Origin of the sequence: Rhodoplanes sp. Z2-YC6860, assembly GCF_001579845.1 — a bacterium.
Lineage (GTDB): Bacteria > Pseudomonadota > Alphaproteobacteria > Rhizobiales > Xanthobacteraceae > Z2-YC6860.
Genome location: NZ_CP007440.1, coordinates 2,090,479 through 2,110,115, shown reverse-complemented (window position 1 = coordinate 2,110,115; position 19,637 = coordinate 2,090,479). Strand labels below are relative to the sequence as shown.

The following is a 19,637-nucleotide window of genomic DNA, read 5'->3' as shown; positions in this document are numbered from 1 at the left end:
TCGCGGCTGTACGAAAGCGGATGATCTGACATGGCACTGTCGCGCGCCCGTCGCGGGACTCGTGGGATCGACTACTGGCCGGGCTTCGTCGACGCGCTGTCGACGCTGGTTCTCGGCATCGTGTTCATGCTCACCGTATTCGCAGTGGTGCAGTTCTTCCTGGCGCAGGAGGTCACCGGCAAGGACACCGCGTTGTCGCGGCTCTCGGCGCGCATCGCGCAGTTGTCCGACCTGCTGTCGCTGGAGCAGACCAACAAGGTGTCGCTCGAGGAACAGATCGCGCAGTTGCGCGCGAGCCTCTCCAGCACCGAAGGCGAGCGCGACCGCTACAAAGGCCTCTATGAGGGCCAGAGCGGCAACTCGCAAGGCCAGGTTTCCGATCTGACCACGAAGCTCGACTCCGAGAAGCAGGTGTCGCTGCGCGCACTCGCCCAGGTCGAGATCCTCAACCAACAGATTTCGGCGCTGCGCCGTCAGCTCGAGGCCGTCGAGCAGGCGCTGGACGTCTCGGAGAAGAAGGGCCGCGAAGCGCAGACCCAGATCGAAAGCCTCGGCCAGCGGCTCAATCTCGCGCTGGCCCAGCGCGTGCAGGAATTGTCGCGGTATCGCTCCGACTTTTTCGGCAAGCTGCGCGACATCCTTGGCAACCGCCCCGACATCCGCATCGTCGGCGACCGCTTCGTGCTGCAGTCCGAGGTGTTCTTCGACACCGGCCAGGCGGTGCTGAAGCCCGAAGGCCGTGCCGAGCTCGACAAGATCGCAGCGGTGCTGCTCGACGTCAGCAAGCAGATTCCGCAGGAGATCGCCTGGGTGCTGCGCGTCGACGGCCACACTGACGTGCGTCCGATTTCCGGTGGTCGCACCAACTGGGATCTGTCGGCGTCGCGCGCCATCGCGGTGGTGCAGTATCTGATCAGCAAGGGTCTGCCGCCGCAGCGCCTTGTCGCCGCGGGCTTCGGCGAATTCCAGCCGATCGATCCCGGCGCCACCGAGGAAGCCTACAGCCGCAATCGGCGCATTGAACTGAAGCTGACCGAGCGGTGAAAGCGTCCTCCTCGCCCCCTCTGAAGCTGCGCAACTACACCGCTGACGACGAAGAGGCGGCGATCGAGCTGTGGCGCCGCACCTGGCAACAGGCCTATCCGCGGATCGACTTCACCGAGCGCGTGCCCTGGTGGCGCGAGCGCTGGCGCAACGAACTGGTGCCGGTGGCCAGGATCGTGGTCGCCGAGATGGATGGCATCCTGGAAGGCTTCGTCACGGTCGATCCCAAGAGCGGCTATCTCGATCAGATCGTGGTGGCGCCGGAGTTCTGGGGCAGCAACGTGGCGCTGATGCTGCTCGACGCGGGAAAGCGCATCTCACCGGCGCTGCTGGAATTGCTGGTGAACAAAGACAACGCCCGCGCCATCGCGTTCTACGAGAAGAACGGATTTTCGTATGTGGGCGAGGACGTGAACCCGGTGTCCGGCCGGCCGGTCAATCGGATGCGGTGGCGGCCGTAAGGGCTGCGAAACTTACTCAGAGAACAGCTAAACGCAGACGGTTGCGTTTGCCCATGCTGGTGCCCCTGCGTCCCCTCCCCCGCAAGCGGGAGAGGGAGCGCACCGTTCGTGCTGGGAGGGAAGTGCAGTGAACGCGACTACTCGTCGTCCTTGTCGTCCGACTTGCCGCCGCCGAGCTGTTTGAGCTTGGCGAACACCGCCGCGGTGTCGAGGTCTTCCTTCGACTTCTGAGCGGCCGGGCTCTCCGGCTCTTCCGGCGCCTGCGGCGCGGTGGTGACGGCGGCGGGCAGCAGCGTGACGCCGCTTTCGGCCGGCGCCGGCTTCTCCTTCGAGGCACGCTGCACCTCGAAATCGAGGTCGATCTGGGTGCACAGGCCGAGCGTCACCGGGTCGAGCGGCGTAAGGCTTGCCGCGTTCCAGTGCGTGCGGTCGCGGATGCCGGCGATGGTCGACTTGGTGGTACCGACCAGCCGCATGATCTGGGCGTCTTTGAGTTCCGGATGGTTCCGGAGAAGCCAGAGGATCGCGTTCGGGCGGTCCTGACGACGCGACACCGGGGTGTAACGGGGGCCCTTCTTCTTCGGGCCGAGCTTGACCTCCGGCAGGCCGACCTTGGGCTTGGAGAGCAGCAGCTTGTGGTCGGGGTCGGCGACGGCCTTCTCGATCTCCTCGCGGGTCAGCTGCCCGGTCTGGATCGGGTCCAGGCCCTTGATCCCCTGGGCGGCGTCGCCGTCGGCGATCGCCTTCACTTCGAGGGGGTGCAGCTTGCAGAATTCGGCCACTTGGTCGAACGACAGCGCCGTGTTCTCGACCAGCCAAACCGCGGTCGCTTTGGGCATCAATGGCGCTTCTTGCATGGGTAAGCCTCCTCTGTGCCCCGCCCGCCCTTCCGGACGAGGCCCCGTGTCATACAATGATGACTGGAATAGACCCGGAATATAGGCATTTGAGCCTTGGAAGTCCAATAAAAGGCGGCTCGGCTTGACAGAACGTACCCCGGAACCTCATTTCTCACCCATGAACGCAGAAAACGCCGCAAGTTCCGACAAGCCTCTGCTGAAGGTCCTGCTGTGTTCGCCGCGCGGTTTCTGCGCCGGCGTGGTCCGGGCCATCGATTCGGTCGAGCAGGCGCTCAAGCGCTATGGCGCCCCGGTTTATGTCCGCCACGAGATCGTCCACAACCGCTATGTGGTGGAGAGCCTGAAGGCCAAGGGCGCGATCTTTGTCGAAGAGCTCGACGAGATCCCCGAGACCAACGCCCCGGTGATCTTTTCGGCCCACGGCGTGCCGAAATCGATCCCCGAAGAGTCGCAAAGGCGGAACTTCTTCCATCTCGACGCCACCTGCCCGCTGGTCACCAAGGTGCACCGTGAGGCCGAGATCCATCACAAGCGCGGCCGCGACATCCTTTTGATCGGCCATGCCGGCCACCCCGAAGTCGTCGGGACCCTGGGCCAATTGCCGGACGGCGCAATCACGCTCGTGCAGACCGTGGAGGAGGCCGAGACGGTCACGCCACGCGATTCCAACAATCTCGCTTACGTCACGCAGACGACGCTGTCGCTCGACGACACCGCCGAGATCGTCGCGACCCTGAAGCGGCGCTTCCCCAACATCATCGCGCCTCACAAGGAAGACATCTGCTACGCCACCACCAACCGCCAGGAGGCCGTGAAGCGCGTGGCGCCGACGGTCGATGCCCTGGTCGTGGTCGGGGCGCCGAACTCGTCGAACTCGCGACGCCTGCAAGAGGTCGCCGAGCGCGAGGGCTGCCGCTATTCGGTGCTGGTGCAGCGCGCCGCCGACATCGACTGGTCGAAGTTCGAAGGCATCAAGACGCTGGGCGTCACCGCCGGCGCGTCGGCGCCGGAGGTGCTGGTCGAGGAAATCCTCGACTCGTTTGCAGCGCGCTACAAGCTCGATGTCCAGACTGTGTCCGGCGCGGACGAATCCGGCATGTTCTTCCCTCTGCCGCGGCAGCTTCGGGATACGGCCGCGGCCTGATTCTTGACTGTCACGGAAAGCCTTATCCACGCGGTCATTCCGGGGCGCGCTGAAAGCGCGAACCCGGAATCCAGAAACATCAAGACCTCCTGCTTTTCTGGATTCCGGATCGCCCCTTTCGGGGCGTCCGGAATGACGGTGGAGAGGGGCTTGACGAGACCGCCCAACGCAGGGCCCAACTTGCGCCATGGCCGTCTACACCGATGTTCCGACCGAAGCGCTCGCGAGCTTTCTCGCGGGCTATGACATCGGCGAGTTGCTCTCCTACAAGGGCATCGCCGAAGGCGTCGAGAACTCCAACTTCCTGGTCCACACCAGCACCGGCCATTTCATCCTGACGCTTTACGAAAAGCGTGTCGCCGTCGGCGATGTGCCGTTCTTCCTCGCGCTGATGGAGCATCTGCACGCGCGCGGCATCACCTGCCCGCAGCCGGTCGCCGCCCGCAACGGCGGCACGCTCGGCACCCTGTGCGGCCGGCCCGCCGCGATCGTGACCTTTCTCGACGGCATGTGGATGCGGCGGCCGGATGCCGGACATTGCGCAGCGGTCGGCGAGGCGCTGGCGCGCATGCATCTCGCCGGCTCCGATTTTCCGGGCAAGCGCCGCAATGCGCTTTCGGTCGAAGGCTGGCGGCCGCTGTTCGAGCAAGCGCAGGATCGCGCCGACAGCGTGCAGCCCGGCTTGCGTGCGACCATTGCCGACGAGCTCGGCTTTCTGGAGAAGAGCTGGCCGCGCGGTTTGCCGGCGGGCGTGATCCACGCCGATCTCTTTCCCGACAACGTGTTCTTCCTGGGCGACAAGCTGTCCGGACTGATCGATTTCTATTTCGCCTGCACCGACACTCTCGCCTATGACGTCGCAATCTGCCTCAACGCCTGGTGCTTCGAGCCGGACCATTCCTACAACATCACCAAGGGCCAGAACCTGCTCGGCGCCTACATCAAGACCCGCGCGCTGTCGGACGCGGAGCTTGCAGCGCTGCCGGTGCTCGCCCGCGGCGCTGCGTTGCGCTTTCTGCTGACGCGCCTTGTCGACTGGCTCAACGTGCCAGCCGGCGCGCTGGTGCAGCCGAAGAACCCGCTGGAATATTTTCGCAAGCTTAGATTCCACCAGAAGGCCGCGAGCGTGCGCGACTACGGCATCGCCGAGCGGGTGCGCGTGTGACCGAGGGACCGCACGTCATCGTCCACACCGACGGCGCCTGCTCCGGCAATCCCGGACCGGGCGGCTGGGGCGCAATCCTCACTTATGGCGAGCATGAGAAAGAGCTGAAGGGCGGCGAGCCGCACACCACCAACAATCGCATGGAATTGATGGCCGCAATCTCCGCGCTCGAAGCACTCAAGCGGCCCTCGACGGTCGAAATGCACACCGACAGCAAATACGTGCAGGACGGCATCTCAAAATGGATTCACGGCTGGAAGCGCAACGGCTGGAAGACCGCCGACAAGAAGCCGGTAAAGAATGTCGATCTATGGCAGCGTCTCGACGCCGCGATCCAGAAGCATCAGGTCAAATGGCACTGGGTCAAAGGCCATGCCGGCCATGAGTTGAACGAACGCGCCGACAAGCTTGCGGTTGCCGCCATCGCGGAAATGCGCGCCGCCGGAAAAAACTAAAGCCCCCGCTCCGCTTTCACGAAGCGAGGGCTTTTGCGTTCCGGAAAGATCAAAGGCTCTTGAGCAGAGCATCGCCGCCGGAGACGTCGGCCTTGCCGGGCGCCTCCTCGACGTTGAGCGACTTCACCGTGCCGTCCTGGACCACCATCGAATAGCGGCCCGAGCGCACGCCGAGCCCGCGCTCGGTGAGGTCCGCGGTGATACCGATCGCCTTCGCCCAGGCGGCGCTGCCGTCGGCGAGGAATTCGATGCCGTCGCCGCCCGACGCTTTCTTCCAGGCGTCCATCACGAATACGTCGTTGACGCCCGTGACCGCGACGGTGTCGACGCCCTTGCTTTTGATGGCGCTGAGGTTCTTCACGAAGCTCGGCAGGTGGTTCTTGTGGCAGGTCGGCGTGAAAGCGCCCGGCACCGCGAACAGCACCACCTTCTTGCCCTTGAAGAGTTCATCGGTGGTCATGGGCTTCGGGCCGTCCCCCGTCATCACCGTGAACGTCCCGCTCGGCACCTTGTCGCCAACCTTGATAGCCATGACTTGCTTCCTCTCGCCTCGTTATGGGGGGATTGAGTATGGGCGCCAAAATTAGCGCCTCCGGCGGATTAGTCGAGCCGAAATAAGGCCTCGACAGCCTTGTCGCCAGCCACCGCCGTCAGACGCAATGTGGCGCCGGCGCCGTTTTCGCCGGGCGGCAGCCCATCGAGCTCGAAGGTAAAACGCTGGAGACCTGCCGGCGCGCCGGCCATCGGCTCCGGCACCGGCAGCGCCCACTTGGCGTCGGGTCCTTCGGCATAGAGCACCGGAGCGGCGCCTGCGGGGGCGGCCACGTCGACCACGATTTTGGGCTTGCCCTTGCCCGCTTCTTTGTGCGCGGCGCGGATCGCGAGCGTGCCACCGTCGCCGACCGAACTCATCTTCGGCAGGAGCGCCTCGGCGGTATCAACCACCGTGTCATTCGCGCTGTCGGTCCCGGGCAGCGTCAGCTCGAGATTGGCATCGGCCGGCACGCAGAGCTTCTCACAAACCGCGTAGTCAATCTTGGCGCGCAGCACCGCGGGCTTTTTCGGATCTTTGGGCACCACATGCACCGGCAGCAGCACAGCCTTCTTGTAGCCGATGGAATGACCACCGGCTCCGTCCTCGAACAGAGAGGGCGCCGGGAACAGCACGCTCGCCGACTTCACATTTTCCGATTTGGAAAAATCAAAAGCCGGCGGCACGCCAGAGTCGCCGGGATAACGCCAATAGGTTTTCCAGCCAGGGTTAAGCTTGATCTCGACAGCCGACCGATAAACAGCGGTGTTGCCGGAACCCGACCCACGCGCGGCGATCAGACGCACCGCGGACTGCAATCCCTCATCCCATGCCGATGCATCGCCTGCAGGTGCGGCAGCGACACCCGCTAGACTCGCGATCGCCACAAACAGGGTAAGGCGCCCGGTGCATTTGGTCAGAAACATGATGTCCATTTAGTTGGGCTGCAGTACACGCGCCACTGACATGCTCGTGAACATAACGGGACCCGGTCAATTTGGGAGACGCCTGCGTCCCGAAGTTCTGTTTCCAACGGCAAAGATTGGGAGTAACCTCACGCATATGAAGCTCTCGCGCAAGGTGCTGCAGAAGCGGCCGACGGGCTCCTCGATCGGTCGCGGATTTCTCGACGGGCAGATGTTGATCGCTTCGCCCGGCATGCGCGATGAACGTTTCGCCCGCACCCTGATCTACATGTGTGCACATTCGTCCGAAGGCGCGATGGGCATCGTGATCAACCAGCCGGCGGCGCATATCAGCTTCCGCGATTTGCTGGTGAAGCTCGACGTCATTCCTGAAGCCGACAAGATTGTGCTGCCGCAGCGGGCCGACGGCGTCACCGTTCTCAAGGGCGGGCCGGTGGAGACCGAGCGCGGCTTCGTGCTGCACAGCGCGGACTTCTTCATCGAGAACTCCACGCTGCCGATCGACGAAGGCATCTGCCTCACCGCCACCCTCGACATCCTCAAGGCGATCGCGCGCGGTGACGGGCCGGCAAGCGCGATCCTCGCGCTTGGCTATGCGGGCTGGTCGCCGGGCCAGCTCGAGACCGAAGTGCAACAGAACGGCTGGCTGCATTGCAGCCCTGACGCCGACCTGATTTTCGGGACTGATATCGGCGCGAAATACGACCGTGCGATGAAAAAGATCGGCATCCGCCCCGGCATGCTGTCGAGCGAAGTCGGCCACGCCTGAACTCAACATGGTTCCCCTGTCTCTATACCGCACCGGACTGCTGCTTGCGGCTTTGGTCACGGCTCTGCCTGCCGGTGCCGCCGAAGTGAACGTGATCGCAGCAGGCGCCGTGCGCGGCATCGTCGGCGGCATGATCGACGACTACGCAAAACAGACCGGTCACAAGTTCAATTTCACAGTCGGCCCGACGGGCATGCTGCGCGACGCAATCGCGTCCGGAAAGCCGACCGATCTCGTCATCGTCTCGGCGCCGCTCATGGCCGATCTTGAGAAGACCGGAAAGATCACGCCGGGAAGCCGCATCGAGCTCGGCCGCGTTGGGCTCGGCATCGTGGTTCGCGCCGGCGCCCCGATACCGGACGTGTCGACGCCCGACGCCGTGAAGACGCTGCTGCTCAAGGCCAAAAGCATCGCCTACACCGATCCGAAGCTCGGCGCGACGTCGTCGACGCATCTTCTGAAGATCGCGGAGAACTTCGGCATCAAGGACGACGTCGTACGCAAGGGCCTGCTCGCGACCGGCGGCAACGACGCGGCGGAGAAGGTCGCAAACGGCGAAGCCGAAATCGCGATTGCGCCCATCAGCGATGTCCATGCGAAGGATGCACGCATCGCCGGTGCGCTGCCCGAAGCCATTCAGCTCTGGACGGTCTACGCCGCGGCGATCCCCACGAGCAGCGCCGAGCCCAAAGAGGCGCGCGCCTTCGTTACGGCGCTCACCGCGTCCACCCTGCGCGAGCGGTGGGTCAAGGCCGGCTGGGAGCCGGTCGCGAAATAGCGGTTTGACGGCGCTGCTTGTCCGACTTGACGTCTAGTCACATGTCAACAGCTGACGCTTTCGCGCGTCACGCAAGCAGTCATTTAGGCAGTGGGCAGGCGTGCGTTATCGACCCCTTCCAAGCAGGCGTGGGGCCGGCGACGTTGCTAGGCGCGCGGCGTGAATCGCTTTTATTGCCGAGCCGCGACTTGGCGGCCGGGCCCTGAGGGGGGCACAATATCAGTCGTTTATGAAAATGGTGGCGAGCCACTTTTGAAAAACAGTCGAGAAAATTTCGCTGGCTCGGTAATCGTGGAAATAATCGTATTGCAGATTCTCGCAGTCGCTTGAAACGTCCTTGATCGGATACCTGCAGAGGCTAACCATAACGTATCCTTGCGACGGAGCATTTTTTGGATTCCGGATCGCGAAATTGGTTCGCTGCCCCATTCGTATCTGGACAAGCAGGTTTGCCTCATCCTTGGTAGAAACGAGATGCAAGCGAGAAGAGAGCCCGTCACGCGCGATTTTTCGAAGCTCAGAATTGTCAGCGGCTGAAAGGCCCTGAACGACGAACTTGTCCACGTCAAAAAATGCGCGCGCATCTCGAGCGGCTGCGTTCGCGAGTGTGATCTGAGAGAAATCTCGCAATACACGCTGCTCATCGCTGCTCGACAAAACTTCGTGCGCCGTTAACTGACCTGTGACGGTCAAAAATATGACCATCTGAACGAATGCACGCGTCGCCAATCTGATCCATGAGTGCGCGTGTCGAATCATGTTGATCGCGGTGCACAAGATCTGGAGGTCTCCGACGCAGCGGAAAATTTCTATCGCCGTCTAAACCACTTCACCACGAGGTACGGAATGGCAAAGGACAGCACGATGACAGCCGTTCCGAGGTCCTTCCATTGCGGAGGGCTGCCCCCAGAATTCGTAGCCATTGCTATAGCGCACCAAGAGATACACCACGGCCAGATTGACGAGGCCCGCGATAACAGCTTCGCGTGGCTCCAGAACGTCGTACCAACTTTTCATTTCACAGCAATTTCTCGTGAACGTAAGCGTCGGTTCGAGGAGATAACCAGCACCGGGTTGCTTTGTAGATGCCACTATGACTTCAATTTTACGGAATCAATTTACGTCAAACGACCATATGAAGAAGCCGCTTAGTAGCGCCGCTTGTCCGGCTTGGCGGCCCACTCGCTGAACGCCAATTCCGCTGTCGCATTCGCAACGCGGATCGAAGGGATGCTCCGCTCGGCGAGCGGGATACCGATTTCGCGATAGATGAAATCGTCGTCGAAGCCGATCTTCGCGGCGTCGCTGCGGGTGTTGGAATAGTAGATGCGCTGAATGCGCGCCCAGTAGATCGCGCCGAGGCACATCGGGCATGGCTCGCAGTTCGTGTAGATGTCGCAGCCTTCCAGACTGAAGGTCTCGAGCTTGGCGCAGGCGTTGCGGATCGCAGTAACCTCGGCATGGCCGGTCGGGTCGTTCGCCGAGGTGACCTGATTCCAGCCTTCGGCGATTACCTCGCCGCCGCGCACGATCACTGCGCCGAACGGCCCGCCTTGATTGGCGCGCATCTTTTGCAGCGCCAACGCCGCGGCGCGCTCCATCAGATTGTTCTGGTCCATGGCATGGCCCCGCATTGGCCGGCGCGATGAATCACGACGACAGTGAACCTTATCGGATTCGCTGCAATCTGCGCGCCAAACTCAACCGTTCATTCCCGCGAAAGCGGGAATCCAGTTCTGCCCAAAGGAAGTCTCAGCCTGTTTGCGCTGGGTCCCCGCTTTCGCGGGGACGAACGGGGAGATAGCGAAGCCCTTACCGCGCGGGCTCGAGGTGCTCGCTCTGCAGAAGCTTGCGCGCGGCCTCGGGGCTCATCGGCTCGCCGAACACGTAGCCCTGCGCGTATTCGCAGCCCAGCTGATAAAGCTCGACGGCGTCGGAATCGGTCTCCGCGCCCTCCGCCACCACGTCCATGCCGAGATCATGGGCGAGTGAGATGATCGAGCGCAGGATCACCGGCCGCGTGCCCTTGTTGTTGGTGCGGACGAACGACTGGTCGATCTTGATGGTGTCGAACGGGAAGCGCTGCAGGTAAGCGAGCGACGAATGGCCGGTGCCGAAGTCGTCGAGCGCGATGCCGGCGCCGAGCTCGCGGATGCGGGTGAGCAGCTGCGCAGCATGCTCCGGATTCTCCATGACGAGCGACTCCGTCAGCTCAAGCTTGAGCGAGCCGCGGGCCAATCCTGAGCGCGACAGCACGGTGCGCAGGTCGTGGATGAGGTCGTGGCGCAGGAGCTGCCGTGACGAGACGTTGACGCTGCAGAAGATCGGCTCGCGGGTGCGCACCTGGCGCTGCCAGGCGCCGAGTTGGCGTGCAGTCCGCTCCAGCACGAACAGGCCGAGATCGACGATCAGACCGATCTCTTCGGCGATGCTGATGAACTCGGACGGCGACATCCGGCCCATCTTGGGATGGTCCCAACGCGCCAGCGCCTCGAAGCCTGCGACCGAGCGATCTTCCAGACGGACGATCGGCTGATAAACCAGCGTGATCTCCTCGCGCTCCAGCGCGCGGCGCAATTCGGATTCGAGCGTCAGGCGGTCGGTCTTGCGCGCGCGCATCGCCGGTTTGAACAGCTCGATGCGGTCACCGCCGATCCGCTTGGCGTGATACATCGCGAGCTCGGCGTCCTTCAGCGTTTCTTCCGTGCGGCTCGGCTGGCCGTCGCCGAGCGCAAGCCCGATCGAGGCGGTGAGGAATATCTCGCGGTCATTGAAGGTGATCGGCGCGCGCAGCGTCCGCCGGATGGTTTCGGCGAAGGCAATGAGCCGCGTCGGATCCCGTTCCGACAGCACGATCATGGCGAACTGATCGCCGGTGAGGCGGGCAAGCGTGTCTTGCGGCTTCAGAAGGCGGCCGAGCCGGCGCGCCAGCGTGAGCAGGATCGAATCGCCCACCGCAATGCCGACCGAGTCGTTGACCTGTTTGAAGCGGTCGAGGTCGATCACCACCACGGTCGGCCGAATGTTGGCGTCGGACTTGGCAAACGCCATCACGGCTTCGAGCCGGTCGATGAACAGCTGCCGGTTCGGCAGGCCGGTGAGATTGTCGTGGACAGCGTCGTGGAGAAGACGCTCTTCGGCGGTCTTGAACTCGGTCACGTCGGTGAGCGTGCCGACAAGCCGCACCACCTCGCCATCCGAACCCACCACGGGGCGCGCCTTGAGCGCGAACCAGAGGTAATTGCCTTCCGGAGTCCGCAGGCGGAAGTCCTGCATCAGCCGGCCGCGGCGCTGCTCCAGCACGCTGTCGAGCGCCGCACGGAAGCGGTCGCGGTCGAGCACATGCAGCACGTCGAGCCAGCGCGCGGCGGGACCTTCGAGCGAGCCGCGCTTGAGACCCAAGAGGTGCTCGGTCTCGGGGCTGGTGTAGATGCGGTCGGCCGAGACATCCCAGTCCCAGATCATGTCGCCCGCGCCAGTCAGCGCCAGCGCACGGCGTTCGACGTCGGTCACGATGTTGTGGGTGATGCCGCCCGCGAAAGCATGCTGCATCACGGTGAAGCCGATCAGCATCACGATCAGCACGAGGCCGCCGAGCAAAGCAGGCCCGATGATGTCGTTTTGCACCGAGCCGGTCACCGTCATCACCAGCGCAATCGCCCAGACCAGCAGCAGGAACCAGGTCGGGATCAAAAGCACGGCGCGGTCGTAGCCGTGGGTCGACAGATAGACCACGAGGCCGAAGCCCAGCAGTGCGATGCCGACCAGCGACAGACGGGCGATGCCGGATGCGATCGAAGCATCGATCAACGCAATCACCACCAGCGCCACGAGGCCGGCGAGCCAGCCCAGCGTGATGTGCATGTAGCGGACGTGCCAGCGGCCGAGATTGAGATAGGCGAACAGGAACACCAGCAGGGTGCCGGCAAGGATCGCCTCGCCGGAGGCCCGCCAGATGCGCTCGGCGCCCGACGACATGTCGAACACCTTGCCCCAGAAGCCGAAATCGATGCCGATATAGACCAGCACCGCCCAGCCGAGCGCCGCGGCCGCCGGGAACATCACGCTGCCCTTCACCACGAACAGGATCGTGAGGAACAGCGCCAACAGACCGGCGATGCCGATGACGATGCCGTAGTACAGCGTGAAGCTGTTGACCTTGTCCTTGTAGGCGTCGGGTTCCCACAGATAGAGCTGTGGCAGCCGGTCGGTGCGAAGCTCGGCGATGTAGGTGATCACCGTGCCGGGATCGAGCGTGACCCGGTAGATGTCGGCGGTCGCGCTGTATTGCTGCTCGGGACGCTCGCCGGTGCTCGGCGTGATGGTGACGATGCGGGACAGGCCCAGGTCGGGCAGCAGCAAGCCCGAGCCCACCATCCGGTAATGTGGAACCACGATCAGCCGGTCGATCTGCTCGTCGCCGGAGTTGGCGAGCGCAAACACGGCCCAGTTGGTCGAGCCCTCGCGCGCCGGCTGCTGCATGCGGCGAACGATGCCGTCGGCGCCGGGCGCGGCCGAGACCGCGATGGTGTCGGTGTCGGTGTGGACAACCTCGGCCACGCCGGTGAGGTCGATCGCGGTGACGTCGGTGCGCACGTTGACGGCCTCGACCGCCTGGGCGGCCGGGCTGCCGAAAAGGGCAGCGACGATCAGAAGTGCAGCGAACGGTGCCGCGCGCCAGAAGCTCAAGCGACGCCCTCCGCGTCCGATTGCGAGTGTTACGGCCCCAAGCCAGGCCCCGAGCCAGTCCATGGGTGCCGTAAAGCCCCCAACATTATGCCGATTTCACGGCCTAAACCTCTGGTCCGGCCGACCCTTCCCCAACCGCCATGACTAGCGTTAGCAGCCTGACTTAGCAAGAATTTCCGGCCAAACGGCACGAAGCGCGGGTGATCTGTGCGGCCGGCTCCGTTATGGCGCCTGCAAGCCTGCGGTCGCTTCGCTCCAGTGCCTCATTCGCGAGTTTTCCGGCGGCTTCCGCATGCAGCAGGCCGTAAACCATCGGGAAATACTGATCGGGGTCGTAACTCGTCAGGATCAGGTCGACACCGGCGTTGAGCGCCGCGACGCTCGCGGCCGCAAGGCCGCCCGGGGTTTCGTAAGCCGCCGCCATGCTGAAATCGTCAGTGACGAGGATGCCGCCGTATTTCCACGTCCCCCGCAGGAGCCCCGACACCACCGGCGCCGAGAACGAGGCCGGCCGTTCGGCGTCGATCGCCGTCAGGCGAGCGTGGCCCAGCATGGTAAACATGCCGGGCTGTTGCATCAGAGAACGAAACGGCACCCAATCGGTGCGGGCGAGCTCGTCCGCCGAGGTCGTCAGGCTCGCGCGCTCGAAATGCGTGTCCTCGAACACGCGGCCAAGACCCGGGAAATGCTTGAGCGTGCACTGCACGCCATGCCGACGAAGCCCGTCGCAATAGTCCGCCGCCACCTCGGCCACGATCTTGGGATCGTTGGAGATGGCGCGACTTGAGATGCGCGAATAGCGGTCGTTCGGATTGTCCAGGCCGTGGTCGAGATCGACCACCGGCGCGAAGTTCACATTGATGCCGAGGCTTGCCAGCGACCGGCCGACCTCTTCTGCGTAGCTCCGCACGGCTTGCTGCCGCTCGGTCGCGTCACTGTGCGAGCGGACGATATCGCCGAGCGTCGTCGGCCGTGCCAGCGGCGGCGACATCCGCGAAATCGCCCCACCCTCCTGATCGGTCGCGATCAGCAAAGGCGGCAGGCCCTGCCGCTTCCGGATCGCTTGAAAGCCATCGATCTCCTGGCGGACTGTGCCGGCGTCCTTGTCGCGAACGTTGTGCGCGGTGATGAAGAAGCCCGCGATCGCGCGGCGCTCGATCAGGTCGCGCAGCGCCGCCGGATCGTCGCGATAGCCGATCATGAAATGCCGCCCGAGCCGTTCGACCTGCGCGGCATCGGCGTGCAGCACCTGATAGCGCATCCAACGGAAATGCAGATCGGTGAAGAGCGTCGTGCCGGCCGCGAGCGCCGCGACGATAGCCGTCGCCGCGCCGAGCAAAGTCCCGGGCAACCATTTTGTGCCAAGGCTTCTCGTGCCAAGCCGCCGCATCACGACCTCCAGGACGATCAGAGCAACCGGCAACAGGATCAGCGCCGCGAAGGCCGGCGCGCGGATCGAAGCGAACAACGGCGACCGCCATTCCCAGGCGAGCCAAAGCAGCAAGCCTGCGACGGCGAAACGCAATACGCCCAGCGTCAGAGTCAGAATTCGCCGCACGTGCCGTCAGCCCGCTTCGTTTCAGGGCTGACATCAGCCACGGACTCCGTGGCTACTTTATGACGCAAAGTGAGTGGCGCTTTCAAACCGTCAGAACGATCTTGCCGATGTGCTGGCTCGTTTCCATGCGGGCCTGAGCATCGCCCGCTTTGGCCAGCGGATATGTGGAATCGATCACCGGCTTGATCTTGCCTGCCGCGATCAGCGGCCACACCCGCTCCTCGAGACCGCGCGCAATCGCGGCTTTCTCTGCGACCGTGCGCGGCCGCAAAGTCGAACCGGTGTGATGCAATCGCTTCTGCATCAGCACCGCGAAATTGGCGATGGCCTTCGGCCCGCCGGTGAACGACACCTGCGCGATCACGCCCTGGTCGGCCGCAGCCGCATAGTTGCGGTCGATATAGTCGCCGCCGACGATGTCGACGACGAGATTGGCGCCCTTGCCGCCGGTGGCTTTCTTGGTGGCCTCGACGAAGTCCTCGGTCTTGTAGTTCACCGCAACGTCAGCGCCGATCTTCTTCGCCACCGAGCATTTGTCGTCGGAGCCTGCGGTGGTGACGACATGGCCGCCAAACGCTTTCGCGAGCATGATCGCCGTGGTGCCGATGCCCGAGGTGCCTCCATGCACCAGCACCCAGTCGCCGGGCTTCACATCGGCGCGCATGAACATGTTCTGCCAGCAGGTGAAGAAGGTTTCCGGAATCGCCGCCGCCTCGACCATCGAAAGCCCGGCCGGCACCGGCAGCGCGTGCGGCTCGTAAGCGAGGCAGTAGTTCGCGTAGCCGCCGCCGACCACCAGCGCGCAGACCTTGTCGCCCAACTTCCAGCGCTTCACGTCGGCGCCGAGGGCTGCGACCTCGCCCGCGATCTCGAGGCCCGGGATATCGGTCGCGCCCTTGGGCGGCGGATAGGTGCCCTGGCGCTGGCGCACGTCGGGACGATTGACGCCGGCGGCCGCGACTTTGACCAGGATCTCGCCCGGCCCCGGCACCGGCATCGGCCGCTCCTCCGGCACCAGCATTTCCGGCCCGCCGGGTGTGCGGATCGCAATGGCAGTCATGCGGGCAGGCAGGGTCATGTCGTCCTCGATGTTTGGAAGATCGCGGTTGTAGCGCATGTCCCGGAAAAGCGGACACCGGTTTTCCGGAACGGATATGCGCCAACGCTGTAGTCTTCCGGCCGCAACGTGACAACCGGGCGTGTGACAGCCAGCCGGGCGGAAGCTATTGATTCAATCGAATGCGGGAGGCCCGAGATGCCTGCGACCGACGATGACGACCGGCCGAAGAAAAAAATCTCCCACGAGATCGGTCAGGATCTGACCCTGCTCTCGGTTGGTGAACTCAACGAACGGATCGCGCTGCTCAAGGACGAGATCGCACGGCTCGAAGCCGACATCAAAGGCAAGCAGGCCTCAAAGGCTGCAGCCGATCTGTTTTTCAAGAAGTGACGCGCGTCAGCGGACTGGCGCCGCTTGGGTTCGGAAGTTCGCGCCGTTAACCGCCCGTTAACCATAACAGCGCGTCGGTTTCATAAAGATTAACTTAAAATTAAGCTTTCTCGTTCATTACTCACACCCGTCCATCTTCATGGACGCGAGTGGCTCCTGTCCACTCTGTTTGACGCCTCCCTGTTACCACCTTTGAGCCGCCGGCAACGGCGGCTCTTTTTTTGTGCCGTTTCGGCGCAAATATCGCGGCGCGGAACGTTTCGAGCCCGCCATCACGGTTACCATTTTGTAAACATTGCAGCTAAACGGCTGGACAGTCTTAACTCGACCCGTTCATATCAAGCGTTGGGTCTGGGTAAGGCGTGCATCATGAAAGAGCGTTCCGCGGACGAAGCGTTGCCGATCGCATTCGGCGAAAGACTCGCCGGCTCTCAGGCGTTTGCAGCGCTGTTCCGCGACGGCATGGGGCTGGTCGAAGAGACCGCGGCCTATCTCGACGGGCCCGGCCGGCAGGAATCCAAAAAGCTCGAGCGCAACGCGGCGCTCGCCTACGCCACCGAAAGCATGCGCCTGACCACGCGGCTGATGCAGCTTGCCTCGTGGCTGCTGCTGCACCGGGCCGTCAAGGAAGGTGAGATGTCGCTCGCCCAGGCCAACAAGGAAAAGACCAAGGTCAAGCTCGCGGCCGGCGAGCCAGGCGATCCGGAGACCATCAAGGTTTTGCCCGAGCGCCTCCGCGACCTGATCGACCGCTCCAAGAAGCTGAACGACCAGGTCCGGCGCCTCGATGCCAACATCTACGCGCCGCCGCTCGCCCCCGATAAACCCCAGGGCAGCAATCCGGTGGTGCGACAGCTCGGGCTGCTCAAGGCCGCCTTCGAGCAGGACGGGCATTAAGGCCACCCCATCGAGAGAATTCTCGGTTTTGCTCGGGGAGCCACAACCGCGTTATCGCCGGGTTTGAAGCCCGGAAAAACGAAAACCCCGCGCCAGGCGCGGGGTTTTTTGTTTGACGCCGGTTGATCCGGTTATTTCTTGGCGCTGCTGATGCCCAGGCCCGAGAATTTCTTCTGGAACTTGGACAGCCGTCCGCCACGGTCCATCAACTGCTGCTGGCCGCCGGTCCAGGCCGGGTGCGACTTCGGGTCGATGTCGAGGTGCAGCACGTCGCCCTTGGCGCCCCACGTGGTGCGGGTGGTGAATTCGCTGCCGTCGGTCATCTTGACCGTGACGGTGTGGTAATCCGGATGCAGATCAGGCTTCATGGTAGAGATCCTGCGGCCAAGCCGCCGTTAAGTGCCGCCGTTGAATTTGGCTGGATTTGCGCGGTTCTATACAGGACAGGACCCCAGGTAACAAGCCCTTGAGGCAGCCGTCAGGTTTTGTTGCATTTGGGCTCCCAAGAGCGCAGAGCAAATCCCGGGACGCGGCGAAAAAGCAGGCCAAAACAGGCAGATGAACGATATGTCCAGCCATAGCGGGCCGAAGGACGGCGTCGCTTCGCCCGCCTCTGCGGCCGGTGACGCTGTGGCGCCTGCCACGTCCGGTCCTGCCGCCCCTGCCCGCACTCCCAAGCTTCAGCCGCTGCGAATCCTGGTTCCCTACGCGATGCGCTATCGCGGCCGGATCGCCTTGGCGATCGTAGCCTTGCTGGTCGCCTCGATGGCCACGCTGGTGGTGCCGATCGCGGTGCGCCGCATGATCGACTTCGGCTTCTCGGAAGAGCGCATCGGCCTGATCGACCAGTATTTCGGCGTGATGATCCTGATCGTCGGCGTGCTCGCGATCGCCAGTGCCGGCCGCTACTACCTCGTCACCACGCTCGGCGAGCGCGTGGTGGCCGATGTGCGCAGCGCCGTGTTCTCCCATCTGACCACGCTGTCGGCGCCGTTCTTCGACACCGCCAAAATCGGCGAGCTCACCTCGCGGCTCACCGCCGACACCACGCAGATCAAATCGGCGGTTGGCTCTTCGGTGTCGGTCGCGTTGCGCAACCTCGTGCTGTTCCTGGGCTCGGCCGCGATGATGGTGATCACGAGCCCGAAGCTTTCGGCGTTCGTGCTCGGCGCCATTCCGGTGATCGTTTTGCCGCTGGTCGCGTTCGGCCGTTCCGTGCGCCGCCGCTCACGCACCGCGCAGGATACCTTGGCGGATGCGTCGGCCTATGCGGCCGAGCTCATCGGCGCGATTCGCACCTTGCAGGCCTTCACCAACGAGCCGGCCGCGGGCGCGCGGTTCTCCGGCGCCGTCGAGCGCGCCTACGAGGCCGCGATCTATTCGACCAAGGCGCGCGCCACCCTGACCGCGGTGATCATTTTCCTCGCGTCCGCAAGTGTCGTGGTCATTCTCTGGGTCGGCGCCCAGAACGTGATCGCAGGCTCGATCACCGCGGGCACGCTCAGCCAGTTCGTGCTGTTCGCGGTGTTTGCCGCGAGCGGATTGGGCCAGCTCAGCGAAGTCTGGGGTGAAATCTCGCAGGCCGCGGGCTCCGCCGAGCGGCTCGCCGAGTTGCTCGCGGTCGAGCCCGAGATCCGTGCCCCCGCCAAACCGGTGCCGTTGCCGGAGCGGCCGCGCGCCGAAGTGGCCTTCGACAATGTCCGCTTCGCCTATCCGGCGCGGCCCGACGCCGACGTGCTCGACGGCGTGTCGCTCAGCATCAAGGCCGGTGAGAAGGTCGCGATCGTCGGCCCCTCGGGCGCCGGCAAGAGCACGATCTTCCACCTGATCCTACGCTTCTACGATCCGCGATCGGGCACCGTCGCGTTTGACGGCGTGCGGCTCCCCGACGCCGATCCCGCCGAGCTGCGCCGCCACATCGCGCTGGTGCCGCAGGACACCGCGATCTTCGCCATGAGCGTGCGCGACAACATCCGCTTCGGCCGCCCCGATGCGACCGACGCCGAGATCGAGCAGGCGGCCGAAGCCGCTGCCGCGGCAAGCTTCATCCGCGCGCTGCCGGAGGGTTTCGACACGCCGGTCGGCGAGCGCGGCGTCACGCTATCGGGCGGCCAGCGCCAGCGCATCGCGATTGCGCGGGCCATTCTGAAAGGCGCGCCGTTGCTGCTGCTCGACGAAGCCACCTCGTCGCTCGACGCCGAAAGCGAGACGCTGGTGCAGACCGCGCTGACGCGGCTGATGGCCGACCGCACCACGCTCGTCATCGCGCACCGGCTTGCGACTGTGCTGTCCTGCGACCGCATCCTGGTGCTCGACAAGGGCCGCGTCGTCGAGCAAGGCACCCACGACAGCTTGGTCGCGCAAGGCGGCCTCTATGCGCGCCTCGCCAGGCTGCAATTCAACGATTAGCGCCGTCGTTCTTGCCGCCGATCAGGCGTGCGGTCAGCACCGCATAGACGTGACTCAGCTCCGACAGCGCGTCGTCCAGCACCTTGCGCCGCCGCTCCAGCCGCTCAACCAATTCCATGCAGGTCTCCTGTCCGGCCCGGAAGATCAGCGGCGTAACGTCCTCGTCGGTCGCCTCGATGATCACGATCATGTCGGAGAGCGTCAGACCGGCCTTGCGGCACTTGGTGATGAGGGCAATCCGCTCACAATCGGCCGCGCTGTAGACCCGGACACCGTCATGAACCTGCTGGCGGCGAATGAGGCCGCGGAACTCGTAATAGCGAAGGCGGAGCTTCGACACGCCGAGCATCTCTGCGACGTTCTCCAGTGAGAGGATACGATCGGCCGGTGGCTCGCCGCCTCCGGTATCATCCAACCAGATGACATTGCCCGGCTGAGTCTTGCTTGAATCGAATTCGCGGTTGGACATGGCCTGCCCTTTGTCACACAGTTCGGATGGC

The 19,637-nt window shown here is 64.0% G+C and carries 20 protein-coding genes; 10 read left to right on the top strand and 10 right to left on the bottom strand.

The window, feature by feature from the left end:
• Positions 1-30 precede the first annotated feature (30 nt).
• Positions 31-1,044 (top strand): peptidoglycan -binding protein, encoded by a 1,014-nt coding sequence (locus RHPLAN_RS09885; protein ID WP_068016655.1) that lies wholly within the window; start codon positions 31-33, stop codon positions 1,042-1,044.
• Complete coding sequence (locus tag RHPLAN_RS09880; protein ID WP_237180096.1) at positions 1,041-1,505, top strand: GNAT family N-acetyltransferase; 465 nt, start codon at positions 1,041-1,043, stop codon at positions 1,503-1,505. The genes RHPLAN_RS09885 and RHPLAN_RS09880 overlap by 4 nt, the downstream gene beginning before the upstream one ends.
• Positions 1,506-1,642: 137 nt before the next feature.
• Here RHPLAN_RS09880 and RHPLAN_RS09875 read toward each other — a convergent pair whose 3' ends face one another.
• Positions 1,643-2,362 carry a DUF1013 domain-containing protein gene (locus RHPLAN_RS09875; RefSeq protein WP_068016652.1) on the bottom strand — a complete coding sequence of 240 codons (720 nt, stop codon included), beginning with the start codon at positions 2,360-2,362 and terminating at the stop codon, positions 1,643-1,645.
• Between the two features lie 160 nt (positions 2,363-2,522).
• Between RHPLAN_RS09875 and ispH the strand changes: the two genes are divergently transcribed.
• The 3 genes from ispH to rnhA all read left to right on the top strand — a co-directional run bounded on the left by ispH (position 2,523) and on the right by rnhA (position 5,129).
• The gene (gene ispH, locus RHPLAN_RS09870; RefSeq protein ID WP_068016649.1) at positions 2,523-3,509 is read left to right on the top strand and encodes a 4-hydroxy-3-methylbut-2-enyl diphosphate reductase; all 987 of its coding nucleotides are present in this window, start codon (positions 2,523-2,525) and stop codon (positions 3,507-3,509) included.
• 187 nt (positions 3,510-3,696) lie between these two features.
• Complete coding sequence (locus RHPLAN_RS09865) at positions 3,697-4,674, top strand: homoserine kinase (RefSeq protein WP_068016646.1); 978 nt, start codon at positions 3,697-3,699, stop codon at positions 4,672-4,674.
• The gene (rnhA, locus tag RHPLAN_RS09860; RefSeq protein ID WP_068016644.1) at positions 4,671-5,129 is read left to right on the top strand and encodes a ribonuclease HI; all 459 of its coding nucleotides are present in this window, start codon (positions 4,671-4,673) and stop codon (positions 5,127-5,129) included. Before RHPLAN_RS09865 ends, rnhA begins: the two co-directional genes overlap by 4 nt.
• Before the next feature lie 49 nt (positions 5,130-5,178).
• Here the strand turns inward: rnhA and RHPLAN_RS09855 are convergent, their stop codons facing one another.
• Positions 5,179-5,661: a peroxiredoxin gene (locus tag RHPLAN_RS09855; protein ID WP_068016641.1), complete on the bottom strand. Its 483-nt coding sequence runs from the start codon at positions 5,659-5,661 to the stop codon at positions 5,179-5,181.
• 68 nt (positions 5,662-5,729) lie between these two features.
• Positions 5,730-6,479, bottom strand: coding sequence for a protein-disulfide reductase DsbD domain-containing protein (locus RHPLAN_RS09850; RefSeq protein ID WP_237180095.1), 750 nt, complete (start codon positions 6,477-6,479; stop codon positions 5,730-5,732).
• Positions 6,480-6,723: 244 nt separating this feature from the next.
• On the opposite strand from RHPLAN_RS09850, the gene RHPLAN_RS09845 reads away from it, so the two are divergent.
• Positions 6,724-7,356 (top strand): YqgE/AlgH family protein, encoded by a 633-nt coding sequence (locus tag RHPLAN_RS09845; protein ID WP_068016639.1) that lies wholly within the window; start codon positions 6,724-6,726, stop codon positions 7,354-7,356.
• Between the two features lie 7 nt (positions 7,357-7,363).
• On the top strand, positions 7,364-8,134 hold the full coding sequence (locus RHPLAN_RS09840) for a molybdate ABC transporter substrate-binding protein (RefSeq protein ID WP_068016636.1): 771 nt from the start codon (positions 7,364-7,366) through the stop codon (positions 8,132-8,134).
• A gap of 219 nt (positions 8,135-8,353) precedes the next feature.
• On the opposite strand, the gene RHPLAN_RS09835 is transcribed toward RHPLAN_RS09840, so the two are convergent.
• The 5 genes from RHPLAN_RS09835 to RHPLAN_RS09815 form a co-directional block, all read right to left on the bottom strand.
• Positions 8,354-8,839: a hypothetical protein gene (locus RHPLAN_RS09835; protein ID WP_157100178.1), complete on the bottom strand. Its 486-nt coding sequence runs from the start codon at positions 8,837-8,839 to the stop codon at positions 8,354-8,356.
• 443 nt (positions 8,840-9,282) lie between these two features.
• Positions 9,283-9,753: a nucleoside deaminase gene (locus RHPLAN_RS09830; protein WP_068016630.1), complete on the bottom strand. Its 471-nt coding sequence runs from the start codon at positions 9,751-9,753 to the stop codon at positions 9,283-9,285.
• Positions 9,754-9,946: 193 nt separating this feature from the next.
• A complete protein-coding gene (locus RHPLAN_RS09825; RefSeq protein ID WP_237180186.1) occupies positions 9,947-12,787 on the bottom strand; it encodes an EAL domain-containing protein in 2,841 nt (946 codons plus the stop codon).
• Between the two features lie 199 nt (positions 12,788-12,986).
• Positions 12,987-14,381 (bottom strand): glycoside hydrolase family 3 N-terminal domain-containing protein, encoded by a 1,395-nt coding sequence (locus RHPLAN_RS09820; protein ID WP_157100177.1) that lies wholly within the window; start codon positions 14,379-14,381, stop codon positions 12,987-12,989.
• Between the two features lie 82 nt (positions 14,382-14,463).
• On the bottom strand, positions 14,464-15,459 hold the full coding sequence (locus RHPLAN_RS09815) for an NAD(P)H-quinone oxidoreductase (protein WP_068030955.1): 996 nt from the start codon (positions 15,457-15,459) through the stop codon (positions 14,464-14,466).
• Positions 15,460-15,636: 177 nt separating this feature from the next.
• Here RHPLAN_RS09815 and RHPLAN_RS09810 point away from each other — a divergent pair, with 177 nt between their 5' ends.
• Together RHPLAN_RS09810 and rcdA are read left to right on the top strand one after the other, a co-directional pair.
• A complete protein-coding gene (locus RHPLAN_RS09810) occupies positions 15,637-15,831 on the top strand; it encodes a DUF1192 domain-containing protein (protein ID WP_068016621.1) in 195 nt (64 codons plus the stop codon).
• Between the two features lie 369 nt (positions 15,832-16,200).
• Positions 16,201-16,728 carry a protease adaptor protein RcdA gene (gene rcdA / locus RHPLAN_RS09805; protein ID WP_068016617.1) on the top strand — a complete coding sequence of 176 codons (528 nt, stop codon included), beginning with the start codon at positions 16,201-16,203 and terminating at the stop codon, positions 16,726-16,728.
• A 131-nt stretch (positions 16,729-16,859) separates the two neighbouring features.
• Here the strand turns inward: rcdA and rpmE are convergent, their stop codons facing one another.
• Positions 16,860-17,096, bottom strand: coding sequence for a 50S ribosomal protein L31 (gene rpmE, locus RHPLAN_RS09800; RefSeq protein ID WP_068016615.1), 237 nt, complete (start codon positions 17,094-17,096; stop codon positions 16,860-16,862).
• 199 nt (positions 17,097-17,295) lie between these two features.
• On the opposite strand from rpmE, the gene RHPLAN_RS09795 reads away from it, so the two are divergent.
• Positions 17,296-19,137 carry an ABC transporter transmembrane domain-containing protein gene (locus RHPLAN_RS09795; RefSeq protein WP_198164808.1) on the top strand — a complete coding sequence of 614 codons (1,842 nt, stop codon included), beginning with the start codon at positions 17,296-17,298 and terminating at the stop codon, positions 19,135-19,137.
• Here the strand turns inward: RHPLAN_RS09795 and RHPLAN_RS09790 are convergent.
• Positions 19,127-19,606, bottom strand: a complete 480-nt coding sequence (locus RHPLAN_RS09790; RefSeq protein WP_068016612.1) for a MerR family transcriptional regulator — start codon at positions 19,604-19,606, stop codon at positions 19,127-19,129. The genes RHPLAN_RS09795 and RHPLAN_RS09790 overlap by 11 nt on opposite strands.
• Between the last annotated feature and the right edge of the window lie 31 nt (positions 19,607-19,637).

Excerpts from the sequence above, each read along its gene's own strand:
- RHPLAN_RS09810 (WP_068016621.1), top strand. The coding sequence starts at position 15,637 with ATGCCTGCGACCGACGATGACGACCGGCCGAAGAAAAAAATCTCCCAC.
- RHPLAN_RS09790 (WP_068016612.1), bottom strand. The coding sequence starts at position 19,606 with ATGTCCAACCGCGAATTCGATTCAAGCAAGACTCAGCCGGGCAATGTC.
- RHPLAN_RS09795 (WP_198164808.1), top strand. The coding sequence starts at position 17,296 with ATGTCCAGCCATAGCGGGCCGAAGGACGGCGTCGCTTCGCCCGCCTCT.
- RHPLAN_RS09845 (WP_068016639.1), top strand. The coding sequence starts at position 6,724 with ATGAAGCTCTCGCGCAAGGTGCTGCAGAAGCGGCCGACGGGCTCCTCG.
- RHPLAN_RS09830 (WP_068016630.1), bottom strand. The coding sequence starts at position 9,753 with ATGGACCAGAACAATCTGATGGAGCGCGCCGCGGCGTTGGCGCTGCAA.
- RHPLAN_RS09865 (WP_068016646.1), top strand. The coding sequence starts at position 3,697 with ATGGCCGTCTACACCGATGTTCCGACCGAAGCGCTCGCGAGCTTTCTC.
- rcdA (WP_068016617.1), top strand. The coding sequence starts at position 16,201 with ATGAAAGAGCGTTCCGCGGACGAAGCGTTGCCGATCGCATTCGGCGAA.
- RHPLAN_RS09875 (WP_068016652.1), bottom strand. The coding sequence starts at position 2,362 with ATGCAAGAAGCGCCATTGATGCCCAAAGCGACCGCGGTTTGGCTGGTC.
- RHPLAN_RS09840 (WP_068016636.1), top strand. The coding sequence starts at position 7,364 with ATGGTTCCCCTGTCTCTATACCGCACCGGACTGCTGCTTGCGGCTTTG.
- RHPLAN_RS09835 (WP_157100178.1), bottom strand. The coding sequence starts at position 8,839 with ATGGTCATATTTTTGACCGTCACAGGTCAGTTAACGGCGCACGAAGTT.
- rpmE (WP_068016615.1), bottom strand. The coding sequence starts at position 17,096 with ATGAAGCCTGATCTGCATCCGGATTACCACACCGTCACGGTCAAGATG.
- RHPLAN_RS09855 (WP_068016641.1), bottom strand. The coding sequence starts at position 5,661 with ATGGCTATCAAGGTTGGCGACAAGGTGCCGAGCGGGACGTTCACGGTG.
- RHPLAN_RS09885 (WP_068016655.1), top strand. The coding sequence starts at position 31 with ATGGCACTGTCGCGCGCCCGTCGCGGGACTCGTGGGATCGACTACTGG.
- RHPLAN_RS09815 (WP_068030955.1), bottom strand. The coding sequence starts at position 15,459 with ATGACCCTGCCTGCCCGCATGACTGCCATTGCGATCCGCACACCCGGC.
- ispH (WP_068016649.1), top strand. The coding sequence starts at position 2,523 with ATGAACGCAGAAAACGCCGCAAGTTCCGACAAGCCTCTGCTGAAGGTC.